This is a genomic window from Pseudomonas marvdashtae (assembly GCF_014268655.2).
GTDB lineage: Bacteria > Pseudomonadota > Gammaproteobacteria > Pseudomonadales > Pseudomonadaceae > Aquipseudomonas > Aquipseudomonas marvdashtae.
The window spans coordinates 1,432,637-1,444,649 of the sequence record NZ_JABWQX020000001.1 but is presented as its reverse complement, the minus strand read 5'-3'; the positions used below and the strand labels follow the sequence as shown (position 1 = coordinate 1,444,649).

General features: G+C 61.0%; 11 protein-coding genes. 5 read left to right on the top strand and 6 right to left on the bottom strand.

Going from position 1 to position 12,013, the window contains the following annotated elements; all coding sequences use genetic code 11:
- Positions 1-61: 61 nt before the first annotated feature.
- Entirely contained in the window at positions 62-1,360 is a 1,299-nt protein-coding gene (locus HU742_RS06700) for a mechanosensitive ion channel family protein (RefSeq protein WP_186643743.1), read from the top strand.
- 13 nt (positions 1,361-1,373) lie between these two features.
- On the opposite strand, the gene HU742_RS06695 is transcribed toward HU742_RS06700, so the two are convergent.
- From HU742_RS06695 to HU742_RS06685, 3 genes are all read right to left on the bottom strand, one after another.
- On the bottom strand, positions 1,374-2,240 hold the full coding sequence (locus HU742_RS06695; protein WP_186643741.1) for a carboxylate/amino acid/amine transporter: 867 nt from the start codon (positions 2,238-2,240) through the stop codon (positions 1,374-1,376).
- A gap of 214 nt (positions 2,241-2,454) precedes the next feature.
- Positions 2,455-3,054, bottom strand: a complete 600-nt coding sequence (locus tag HU742_RS06690) for an FMN-dependent NADH-azoreductase (protein ID WP_186643739.1) — start codon at positions 3,052-3,054, stop codon at positions 2,455-2,457.
- A gap of 150 nt (positions 3,055-3,204) precedes the next feature.
- Positions 3,205-3,519 carry a 3-phosphoglycerate kinase gene (locus HU742_RS06685; protein ID WP_186636105.1) on the bottom strand — a complete coding sequence of 105 codons (315 nt, stop codon included), beginning with the start codon at positions 3,517-3,519 and terminating at the stop codon, positions 3,205-3,207.
- Positions 3,520-3,569: 50 nt separating this feature from the next.
- Between HU742_RS06685 and HU742_RS06680 the strand changes: the two genes are divergently transcribed.
- The 4 genes from HU742_RS06680 to HU742_RS06665 all read left to right on the top strand — a co-directional run bounded on the left by HU742_RS06680 (position 3,570) and on the right by HU742_RS06665 (position 7,797).
- Positions 3,570-4,493: a PA3225 family LysR-type transcriptional regulator gene (locus HU742_RS06680; protein ID WP_109755825.1), complete on the top strand. Its 924-nt coding sequence runs from the start codon at positions 3,570-3,572 to the stop codon at positions 4,491-4,493.
- Positions 4,494-4,507: 14 nt separating this feature from the next.
- Positions 4,508-5,311, top strand: coding sequence for an alpha/beta fold hydrolase (locus HU742_RS06675; protein WP_186636102.1), 804 nt, complete (start codon positions 4,508-4,510; stop codon positions 5,309-5,311).
- A gap of 4 nt (positions 5,312-5,315) precedes the next feature.
- Complete coding sequence (locus tag HU742_RS06670) at positions 5,316-5,879, top strand: peptidylprolyl isomerase (protein ID WP_186636099.1); 564 nt, start codon at positions 5,316-5,318, stop codon at positions 5,877-5,879.
- Positions 5,880-5,964: 85 nt separating this feature from the next.
- The gene (locus HU742_RS06665) at positions 5,965-7,797 is read left to right on the top strand and encodes an ABC transporter ATP-binding protein (protein WP_186636096.1); all 1,833 of its coding nucleotides are present in this window, start codon (positions 5,965-5,967) and stop codon (positions 7,795-7,797) included.
- Positions 7,798-7,874: 77 nt separating this feature from the next.
- On the opposite strand, the gene HU742_RS06660 is transcribed toward HU742_RS06665, so the two are convergent.
- The 3 genes from HU742_RS06660 to HU742_RS06650 form a co-directional block, all read right to left on the bottom strand.
- Entirely contained in the window at positions 7,875-8,999 is a 1,125-nt protein-coding gene (locus HU742_RS06660) for a GNAT family N-acetyltransferase (RefSeq protein WP_186636093.1), read from the bottom strand.
- Positions 9,000-9,135: 136 nt separating this feature from the next.
- Positions 9,136-10,446 carry an OprO/OprP family phosphate-selective porin gene (locus HU742_RS06655; protein ID WP_186636090.1) on the bottom strand — a complete coding sequence of 437 codons (1,311 nt, stop codon included), beginning with the start codon at positions 10,444-10,446 and terminating at the stop codon, positions 9,136-9,138.
- Positions 10,447-10,722: 276 nt separating this feature from the next.
- Complete coding sequence (locus HU742_RS06650) at positions 10,723-11,844, bottom strand: beta-ketoacyl-ACP synthase III (RefSeq protein ID WP_186636087.1); 1,122 nt, start codon at positions 11,842-11,844, stop codon at positions 10,723-10,725.
- Positions 11,845-12,013 lie beyond the last annotated feature (169 nt).

The window sequence follows — 12,013 nt, the reverse complement described above, 5'->3', positions numbered from 1 at the left end:
CTTTATCGGGCTTAAATGCTCTAATTCGCCCCATCGCGCCTATAGAAGAACCGTCTCGTTCATGGATATCAAACAGCTCTGGCTCAACCTACAAGATTTCTGGGGCGCCCTGGATCAGCATCCGCTCCTGCATTCCAGCCTCGCCCTGGCGCTGCTGCTGACGATTGCGCTGGTGCTCGGGCGCGTGGCGCGCTACCTGATCTTGCACGGCGCCAAGCTACTCGGCCGCCAACCGGCCCTGCACTGGGTCAACGACCTGCGCCAGAACAAGGTCTTTCATCGACTGGCTCAGACGACGCCGTCGCTGATCATCCAGTTCGGCCTGCACCTGGTGCCGGGGCTCAGCAAGACCAGCACGGTGTTCCTGGGTAATGTGGCGCTGGCCTTCACCATTCTGTTCATGGTGCTCGCCATCAGTGCCCTGCTCAGCGCCCTGCTGGATGTGTACGCCCGCACCGAGCATGCCCGCACTCGCTCGATCAAAGGCTACGTGCAACTGACGAAAATGGTGCTGTATGTGTTCGGCGCGATCATCATCGTCGCCACGCTGATCGACCGTTCGCCGCTGTTGCTGCTGTCGGGCCTGGGTGCGATGTCGGCCGTGATCCTGTTGGTCTACAAGGACACGCTGTTGTCGTTCGTCGCCAGCGTGCAGTTGACCAGTAACGACATGCTGCGGGTCGGTGACTGGATCGAGATGCCCCAGGTCGGCGCCGACGGTGACGTGGTGGACATCACCCTGCACACGGTCAAGGTGCAGAACTTCGACAAGACCATCGTATCGATCCCGACCTGGCGCCTGATGTCCGAGTCGTTCAAGAACTGGCGCGGCATGCAGCAATCCGGCGGGCGGCGGATCAAGCGCAGCCTGTTCATCGACGCCAGCGGCGTGCGCTTCCTCCACGACGAGGAGGAACAGCGCCTGACCCAGGTGCGCCTGCTGACCGACTACATCGGCCGCAAGCAGGCCGAGCTCAAGGCCTGGAACGAAGCCCAGGGCAACGTCGCGGCGATGTCGGCCAACCGCCGGCGGATGACCAACCTGGGCACCTTTCGTGCCTATGCCCTGGCCTATCTGAAAAGCCACCCCGAGATCCAGCCGAACATGACCTGCATGGTCCGGCAGCTGCAAACCACCGCCCAAGGCATCCCGCTGGAAATCTACTGCTTCACTGGCACCACCGTGTGGGCCGACTACGAACGCATCCAGGGGGATATTTTCGATTACCTGCTGGCGGTGATGCCGGAGTTTGGATTGAACCTGTACCAGCAGCCAAGCGGCACGGATCTGCGCTCGGGACTGCTGCCGGCAGTGCTGGGGGCGAGCCACCTGCCGGAGACGGAGAAGCAGGTGGTCTGAACCACCACGATATTCAGGGCGAAGGCTTAGGTCGGCGAACCCCCAACCGACTGATCCACACTGCCGCCAGTATCACCGACCCGCCCAGCAGCAACCGCCCCAACGCCTCGTGCTGGTTCCAGATCAACAGGTTCACCAGCAGCCCCACCGGCACGTGCAGGTTGTTCATCACTGCCAGCGTGCCGCCGTTGACCAGGCAAGCGCCTTTGTTCCACCAGTACAAACCGAGCGCGGTGGAAACCAGCCCGAGGAATACCAGTACGCCCCACTGCAACGGCGCTTCAGGCCAGAAATCCGCCTTGCCGAACAGCAGGAACGCCGGCAACGCAACCATCAGCGCGCCCAGGTAGAAATAGCCGAAACGTCGGTAATGCGGCAGGTCACTCGGATGCCGCGCTACCAAGTGCTTGTACAACACCTGCCCCGCCGCATAGGTGAAGTTGGCCAGTTGCAGCAGCAAGAACCCCATGAAGAAATCCGGGTTGATCCGGTCGTAGCGAATCACCGCCGCGCCGGCCACGGCCACCAGCGCCGCGATCAACGCCCAGGGATTGAAGCGGCGGTTGAGGGCATCTTCGATCAAGGTCACGTGCAGCGGCGTGAGGATGGTGAACAACAATACCTCTGGGACCGTCAGCACTCGGAAACTCAGGTAAAGGCAAACGTAAGTCACGCCGAACTGCAAGGCGCCGATCAGCAGCATGCCGCGCATGAACGACGGTTCCACCTGGCGCCAGCGCGTCAACGGAATGAACACCAGCCCCGCCAGCACGACCCGCACCAGCACCGCGAAATAACTGTCGACGTGGCCGGCCAGGTATTCGCCGATCAGGCTGAAGGAAAACGCCTGGATCAATGTCACAAAAAGTAGATAGCCCATACCGCCCTCGTTTCGAATGGCGGCGAAGATAACGGTTTTGAACAGTGGGAGCCATGAGATCGCAGGCAAAAAAAAGCCCGATCTCGCTTAAGCGTTCAATCGGGCTGATGCACTCAGGGAGCAATAAGTGCAAAGGGAGGTTCGATGCGCAAAACAGTTTGAAGGGAAGCGCCGAGTCACTAGACCACTTGGCGATTACCCGAGGATTAACGGATCAGGCGACTTGGGACAGCTTGGCGTTGGCCTGATTCAAGCCCTTCTCCTGGAAGTCACCGCCCAGGTTCAAGCCTTCGGCATGGATGAACGTGACATCGTGGATACCGACGAAGCCCATCACCTGGCGCAGGTACGGTTCCTGGTGGTCGGTGCTGCCGCCTGCATGGATGCCGCCGCGGGCGGTCAGGACGAAGGCGCGCTTGCCGGTCAATAAACCCTGGGGACCGGTGGGGGTGTACTTGAACGTCACGCCAGCACGCAATACGTGGTCCAGCCAGGCTTTCAAGGTGCTGGGAATCGCGAAGTTGTACATCGGCGCGGCCATCACCAGTACGTCGGCGGCCAGCAGTTCGTCGGTCAGTTGGTTGGAGCGCTCCAGCGAAGCGTTCTCGATGTCGTTGCGCTGCTCGGCCGGTTTCATCCAGCCACCCAGCAAGTTGGCGTCCAGGTGCGGCACCGGATTGACGGCCAGGTCACGAACGCTGATCTCATCGGCCGGGTGTGCGGCTTTCCACTGGTTGATGAAGGTCTGGGTCAGTTGGCGGGAAATCGAATCTTGCTGGCGGGCACTGCTTTCGATGATCAGGACGCGGGACATGGCTTTGTAGGCTCCATCTGAGAATGTTGTCAGTCGATGGAGTGAAGGTTAAGCGCGATCATATCGATGAAAAAGCGCAAATAATTGCTGCAATGCATCGATATTTTCGTTTATAAGCGGAGCACGCCTAGCGACGCTGCCCGCCGTTGGCTACTTCGGCTTACAGGTCAGCTCGATGCGCAGCTTGATGATGTTGCGGTTGAACTTGGCGGTGGCGTTCTTGAATTTGCCGGCGGCGACTTCGATCTTGCGGGTGCGCGGCGCTTCGGGGCCGTTGCGGAAAACCACGGCGCAAGCCGCGTCCGTGTTGCCGTAGTTGTTGACTTGGATCGAGCCAATATCGGCATCGGTGTCGTAGGCGGTGTAGTCGATGCTCAGGCCGTTGAGGTGTTTTTCCACATCGATCGGGTAGGCGAACGCGGTCAATGGCAACAGGGCCAGCAACGCACAACAGATTTTCTTCATTCGGCAGTCTCCACCAAGGGACCGCCAGCTTAGGACAAGAGGAGCTCAATATGAAAGCGCCCCGCGTGACCCTTGATCAGTGGCGAACGTTGCAGGCGGTGGTGGACCACGGTGGTTTCGCCCAGGCTGCCGAAGTGCTGCACCGCTCCCAATCCTCGGTGAGCTACACCGTCGCGCGCATGCAGGATCAGCTCGGCGTACCGTTGCTGCGCATCGACGGGCGCAAGGCCGTGCTGACCGAAGCCGGTGGTGTGCTGTTGCGCCGCTCCCGGCAATTGGTGAAACAGGCCAGCCAATTGGAAGACCTGGCCCACCACATGGAGCAAGGCTGGGAAGCCGAAGTCCGGCTGGTAGTCGACGCGGCCTACCCCAACGCCCGCCTCGTGCGCGCCCTGACGGCATTCATGCCGCAAAGCCGTGGCTGCCGGGTGCGGCTGCGCGAGGAAGTGTTGTCGGGGGTCGAAGAAGTGCTGCTCGAAGGCGTGGCGGACCTGGCCATCAGCGGTTTCAGCATTCCCGGATACCTGGGCGCGGAACTGAGCGATGTGGAGTTCATCGCGGTGGCCCATCCCGAACATGCCTTGCACCGCCTCAATCGCGAGCTGAACTTCCAGGACCTGGAAAGCCAGTTGCAAGTAGTCATCCGCGACTCCGGCCGCCAGCAACCCCGAGATGTCGGCTGGCTCGGTGCCGAACAGCGCTGGACCGTCGGCAGCCTGGCTACCGCCGCGAGTTTTGTCGGCAGCGGGTTGGGATTCGCCTGGCTGCCCCGCCATATGATCGAGCGAGAACTCAAGGAAGGCTTGCTCAAGCGTCTACCCTTGGAACAGGGAGGCAGCCGCAACTCGACCTTCTATCTGTTCTCAAACAAGGAAAAACCCCTGGGCCCGGCCACGCAAATCCTCATCGAACTGCTGCGCACCTTTGACACCGCGCCGCTGGATGCGCCGTTCGCCGCCCCTGAACAAGCCTGACAAGGATTTCGCCGATGGCCTATTTCGAGCACGAAGGTTGCAACCTGCATTACGAAGAGTACGGCCACGGCGCGCCCCTGGTGCTGGTCCACGGGTTGGGCTCGAGCACGCGGGACTGGGAAAGACAGATCCCGGTGTTGTCCGCCCGTTATCGCCTGATCGTGCCCGATGTGCGCGGCCACGGTCGCTCCGACAAGCCCCGCGAGCGCTACAGCATCGAAGGCTTCAGCGCCGACCTGTGCGCCCTGATCGACCACCTCGACCTAGGCCCGGTGCACTTGGTGGGCTGGTCCATGGGCGGCATGATTGGTTTCCAGTTGGCCGTGGATGAACCCGCACGGGTCAAGAGCCTGTGCATTGTCAACAGCGCCCCTGAAGTCAAAGTCCGCACGCCCGACGATTGCTGGCAATGGTTCAAGCGCTGGAGCTTGATGCGCCTGCTGAGCCTTGAAACCATCGGCAAGGCCCTCGGCGCCAAATTGTTCCCCAAGCCCGAGCAAACCGAGCTGCGCCTGGAAATGGCCCGACGCTGGGCACAGAACGACAAACGCGCCTATCTCGCCAGTTTCGACGCCATCGTCGGCTGGGGTGTGCAGGAACACCTGTCGCACATCGCCTGTCCAACCCTCATCATTTGCGCCGACCACGACTACACCCCGGTGGCGCTGAAAGAGGCTTATACGAAGCTTTTGCCTGACGCACGACTGGCGGTCATCGCCGATTCACGGCACGCTACACCGCTGGATCAACCCGAACGCTTCAACCAGACCCTGCTCGAATTCTTGACCGCAATCGATTCCACTACCCAGGATCACTGAACCCATGCTGAAAAAAATCGCCCTCGCCGCCGGCTCCGTCCTGTTTGCCGCCAACCTGATGGCCGCGCAACCAGCCAAGGCGCCACACGTCTTGCTGGATACCACCAACGGCCAGATCGAAATCGAACTGGACCCGGTCAAGGCGCCCATCAGTACCAAGAATTTCCTTGAGTACGTTGACAGCGGCTTCTACAACAACACGATTTTCCACCGCGTGATCCCAGGCTTCATGGCCCAGGGCGGCGGCTTTACCCAGCAGATGCAACAGAAAGACACCAAGGCGCCGATCAAGAACGAAGCCAGCAACGGCTTGCACAACGTTCGCGGCACCTTGTCGATGGCTCGCACTTCCAACCCGGATTCGGCCACCAGCCAGTTTTTCATCAACGTGGCTGACAACGCTTTCCTCGATCCGGGCCGCGACGCCGGCTACGCGGTGTTCGCCAAAGTGGTCAAGGGCATGGACGTGGTAGACGTCATCGTCAACTCCCAGACCACCACTAAGTCAGGCATGCAAAACGTGCCGATCGATCCTGTGATCATCAAGTCGGCCAAGCGCATCGACTAAACGCACAGGGCAAGCCTGAGCGGCGCCGGCAACCCCGCGCCGCTCACAGCAAAGAAGGAGAGCCCTCGCCCGGGCTATGTACCCCATGGTTTACCGCCGTTTTGAAAAACTGATCGACATCTTCCGCGACGCGCCGACCTCGGCCCCGCCGAACCGCGTCCTGCCCTTCTATACCTATTACCTGAAACAGGTCTGGCCCAGCTTCGCCGCGCTGCTGCTGGTGGGCCTGATCGGCGCACTGATAGAAGTCGCGCTGTTCAGCTACCTGAGTCGCATCATCGACCTGACCCAAGCCACGCCCAGCGCAGACTTCTTCAAGCTCCACGGCGTGGAGCTGGCTTGGATGGCCGTGGTGGCGCTGGTGTTCCGACCGATCTTCGTGGCCCTGCATGACCTGTTGGTGCACCAGACGCTGAGCCCCAGCATGACCAGCCTGATCCGCTGGCAAAACCACAGCTACGTGCTCAAGCAGAGCCTGAACTTCTTCCAGAACGACTTCGCCGGGCGTATCGCCCAGCGCATCATGCAGACCGGCAACTCACTGCGCGACTCGGCGGTGCAGGCGGTGGATGCGTTGTGGCACGTGCTGATCTATGCCATCAGCTCCCTGGTGCTGTTCGCCGAAGCCGATTGGCGCCTGATGATCCCGCTGCTGATGTGGATCGCCAGCTACATCGGCGCGCTCTGCTATTTCGTGCCACGGGTCAAGGAACGCTCCGTGGTCTCCTCCGATGCCCGCTCCAAGCTCATGGGACGGATTGTCGATGGCTATACCAATATCACCACTCTGAAGCTGTTCGCCCACACCAACTTCGAACAGCAATACGCGCGCGAAGCCATCGAGGAGCAAACTGAAAAGGCTCAACTGGCCGGCCGTGTGGTGACCAGCATGGACGTCGTCATCACCAGCATGAACGGGCTGCTGATCGTCGGCACCACCGCCCTGGCGCTGTGGCTGTGGACGCAATCGCTGATCAGCGTCGGTGCCATTGCCCTGGCCACCGGCCTGGTGATTCGCATCGTCAACATGTCCGGCTGGATCATGTGGGTGGTCACCGGCATCTTCGAAAACATCGGCATGGTCCAGGACGGTCTGCAGACCATCTCCCAGCCCGTCAGCGTCACCGACCGCGACGAGGCCAAGCCGCTGGCCGTGGCCCAGGGCGAGGTGCGTTTCGAGCATGTGGATTTCCACTATGGCAAGAAAAGCGGCGTCATCGGCGACCTGAACCTGATCATCAAGCCAGGCGAGAAAATCGGCCTGATCGGCCCGTCCGGCGCGGGCAAGTCGACGCTGGTGAACCTGCTGCTGCGCCTCTACGACGTACAAGGCGGGCGCATCCTCATCGACGGCCAGGACATCGCCCACGTCGGCCAGGAAAGCCTGCGCGAGCGCATCGGCATGATCACCCAGGACACCTCGCTGCTGCACCGTTCGATTCGCGACAACCTGCTTTACGGCAAGCCCGACGCGACCGATGCGCAACTCTGGGAAGCGGTGCACAAGGCCCGCGCCGATGAGTTCATCCCGCTGCTATCGGACGCCGAAGGCCGCACCGGTTTCGACGCCCATGTGGGCGAACGCGGCGTGAAGCTTTCCGGCGGCCAGCGCCAGCGCATCGCCATCGCGCGGGTGCTGCTCAAGGACGCGCCGATCCTGATCATGGACGAAGCGACTTCCGCGCTGGACTCGGAAGTCGAGGCGGCGATCCAGGAAAGCCTCGAGACGCTGATGCAAGGCAAGACCGTGATCGCCATCGCTCACCGCCTCTCGACCATCGCCCGGATGGATCGCCTGGTGGTGCTGGAAAACGGCCGCATCGCCGAGACCGGCAGCCATGCAGAACTGCTGGCCCATGGCGGGTTGTATGCGCGGCTTTGGCAGCACCAGACGGGTGGATTTGTGGGGATCGACTGAGCCCGGAGTCTGCACAAAACCTGTGGCGAGGGAGCTTGCTCCCTCGCCACAGGGTGTTGTAATGACCATTAGCAACCTCAGCACTGCCGATAAGGCAGTGCTGCTTTCGCCTCTTCGGCATACGCCAGCACCCCTTCATGCTCGCGCATGAGGAAATCCGCCACAGCCGCTTTCAGGCCCGGATGACGCAAGTAGTGCCACGAGCGGGTAATCACCGGTTCGAAGCCGCGGATCAACTTGTGCTCACCCTGGGCGCCGGCGTCAAAGCGCTGCAAACCGTTGGCTATCGCATAGTCCATGCCTTGGTAGAAACAGGTTTCGAAGTGCAGGCGGTCGAACTCCGCCAAGCATCCCCAGTACCGCCCATAAAAGCTGTCGCCCCCCACCAGACTGAACGCCATTGCCACCGGCCGCGAACCTTGCTTGGCCAGGACCACGCGAATGGCCTCGGGCATGCGCTCGGCCAACAGGCTGAAAAACGCCCGGGTCAGGTACGGCGCCTGCCGTCGCACTGCGTAGGTGTTGGCGTAGCAGGCGTAGACAAAATCCCACTGCGCCTCGTCCAGTTGATGGCCTTCAAGCCACTCGAATTCTATGCCCTGCCCCGCCACTTGCTCGCGTTCCTTGCGCATCTGCTTGCGCTTGCGGGAACTGAGCGCATCGAGGAAATCCTGGAAGTCCCGGTAACCGCGATTCTGCCAGTGGTATTGGCAACCGATCCGCTGCAGCCAGCCCTCCTGCCCAGCCAGCGCCGCGTCGGTGAAAGGATCGGTGAAGTTGATGTGGGCGCTGGAGAGCGCTTCGATTTCCAGATAACCCGGCAGGCTGCCGAGCAATTCCAAGCCATCCTCCACACACGCCGCCAACAACCGCGGACCGCTGACCGGGCTGAACGGCACCGCCGTCAACAGCTTGGGATAATACTCGATGCCGGCCCGGGCGCAGGCATCGGCCCAGCCGTGATCGAACACATACTCACCGTAGGAATGCCACTTGCGATAACTGGGCAAGGCCGCCAGCAAGCGTCCCTCTTCGATGTGCAACAGGTGCTCGGGCTGCCAACCGGAATGCGCGCCCAGGCTGGCGCTGTCTTCGAGGGCGCTTAGAAAGGCGTGGCGCAAGAAAGGTTGATTGGCGGGCACCAGCGCGTCCCACTCATGTGGCGCGATGGCGGACAGACTGTCCAGAACGTGAAGCGGCATGCAGTTCCCCGTGATCCAGGTGATGGGGCGAGTATCGCCGATTCGGACCGTGCGGGCTAAAAAAAACCCCGCCAGTGGCGGGGTCGAAAGGAGCTGTAACAGATGAAAGTGGAGCGGTGTATCAAGTCAAAGCGATTTAGAACACGTACTGGGCACGTACCACCACACCCTTGCCGTCGTCGTCGCCGTTGACGTTGGTCACGTTGTCGGTCTTGGCCTTGACGTAGGCGGCAGAGATCTTCACCGCTTCGTTGGCGTACCAGTTGACGCCCAGGTTGTGCACCTTGGCTTCGGCATCGCCCACATCACGGGTCGCGGTGGCGGTGGTGATGTTGTCGTCTTCGACGGTCATGCTGTCGAAGCGGTAGAACACTTCCCAGGCACCGATGGATTTGTTCTGAGGCTTGATCGAATCGAACTTGCCGATTTTATAACCACGGGACTCACCGGTGATGGTGTAGGCACCCTGCACGTAGAAGCCATGGCCCTTGAGGTCTTCGAAGGCGTCGCTGTCAGCCTTGGTCTTGCGGGTGATGTATTCACCTTGGATCGAGGCTGGACCCATGGCGAACGCGGCTTCCAGGCCGAAAGCGGTATCGGTGTCGTAGGAACCGGCCGGCGAGTTGTTGGCGCCGCCCAGGACCGGACGGTTACCGTTAGGACCGGCGTCGTTGCCACCCAGGGTCTCGACACCACGCATGCCCAGACGGGAGCGATAACGGGCGTCGAATGCGGTGTCGGAAACGTCGCGGGAGGCCACGTTCAAACCGAAGTGCAGCACGTTGCCGGCTTCGTGCATCGGGGCGAACACGAAGCGACCGTTGGCCTGCTTGATGCTGTTGCCGTCGGTGTCGTCGGTGTCTTTGCTGAATACACCGGCCGACGCGTAGAACGAATCGGCGAAGACGCCGGAGGCTTGCAGGCCCAGGCCGTTCTGGTGGCCGTTCGCCCAGTCGATCAGGTCGTAGGCGGCGTTACGCTCGGGCGCGGTGACCCACTTGGAGCTGGTGGCTTTTTCCAGGCCGAAGTCCGGGTCGAAACGACCGACCTTGATCGACACCGGCTTGAAGCCGTTGTAGGCCAGGGACGCTTCGTCGAAGTAACCGTTGTCGGAATCGCCGCTGTTGTGGGAGAAATCGTAGTTGATGGTGTAGGCCCAGTCCGTGTACAGCACGCCGGACAGCTCCAGGAAGCCGCGGCGGATGTAAGCGGCATCGGCCTTGTCGCCATTGTCGGTGTAGATACCGTCGAACTGGCTGTAGTCAGCCTGCAAACGACCGCCGAGCTTGAAGCTGAACTCTTTGTCAGTGGTAGCGACCTCAAGGCCGCCCTTGGTCTTGACCACGATATCGGCGCCATCGGTGGTGACGGTGCCGGCGAAAGCCTGGGCGGTTACTGCCATTGCCAGTGCGCTGGCGGCAACACCTGCGAAGTGCTTACGGATCATCGAAGAATTCCCCTAGTTGGTAGTCTATGCGTTAGAAAACACGCGGAACTGGGCCCGCTGGTGTTGGGAGGGGATCTTGGCGACGGGGTGTGTCAGGCAAGTTGCTATCACATAAAGATTTTATGACAGCGGAACTTTTTACTTCGAATCGGAATAACTGAAGGGCAGCTTCGAGAGGTGAGCTGCAAGCGGCAAGCTAGAGCGTTGGCGGAGAAATCAGGTTGCCATCGTGGTGAGAGCAAGCGCTCTCACCACGGGTAGATCGAGCAGTTCAGGTCACCGCTTGCGCAGGATCACGCTGCCAATCGAGTAGCCGGCGCCAAACGAGCTGAGCACTGCGACCGAGCCGCTGGGCAGGTCATCCTGATACATGTGGAATGCAATCACGGAACCGGCCGAGCTGGTGTTGGCGTAGCGGTCGAGGATCACCGGGGCTTCCTCTTCGCTAGCCTCGCGCCCCAGCAGCTTGCGCACGATCAGCTGGTTCATGCTCAGGTTGGCCTGATGCAGCCAGAAACGCTTCACTTCGCCGACGTTCAGCTGGTTTTCCGCCAAATGAGCGCCGACCAGTTCCGCCACCATCGGGCAGACGTCACGGAACACCTTGCGGCCTTCCTGGACGAACAGTTTGTCTCGGGTGCCGAGGCCCTCTTCCGCCGCGCGGTTGAGGAAGCCGAAATTGTTGCGGATGTTGTTGGAGAACTTGGTGAGCAGCTTGGTGCTGACCACGTCGAACTGGTACGGCGATGTCGCCTGGTCCGCGCGCTCAATGATTACCGCGGTGGCCGCATCGCCGAAGATGAAATGACTGTCGCGGTCGCGGAAATTCAAGTGACCGGTGCAGACTTCCGGGTTGACCATCAGGATCGCCCGGGCCTGGCCCAGTTGCACGCTGTTGGCCGCGGCCTGGATGCCGAAGGTCGCCGAAGAACAGGCTACGTTCATGTCGAAGCCGAACCCTTCGATGCCCAGGGCTTCCTGGACTTCGATGGCAATGGCCGGATAAGGACGCTGCAGATTGGAACAAGCGACGATCACGCCGTCGATGTCGGCAGCGGTGCGGCCGGCGCGCTCAAGGGCCTGCTTCGCGGCGCCTACGGCCATTTCGCAGAGCACCGACCACTCGTCGTTGGAACGCTCAGGCAGGCGCGGCGTCATGCGTTGCGGATCGAGGATGCCCTCCTTGTCCATCACGAAACGGCTCTTGATGCCCGAAGCCTTTTCGATGAACGCCGCGTTGGATTCGGTCAATGCTTGGATTTCGCCGCGTTCGATGGCCTCGGCGTTGTCGGCGTTGAACTGCGCGACATAGGTATTGAAAGATTGCACCAGCTCTTCGTTGGAGATGCTGTTGGCCGGGGTGTACAGGCCGGTGCCGCTGATGACGACGTTATGCATGGTCGTTTCTCTGATCTGTTCAGGCAGAAAGTATTGGCACCGACGTACCAATACGCAAAGGGACTTTTCCCATCCAGGGGAAGCAGCCCAGGCATCGCTTTATTCCGATCCGCCCGTGGCCTTGAAGCTCAAAACCACGGGACCGGCATTTATAGGCGCGAAGTTTGCC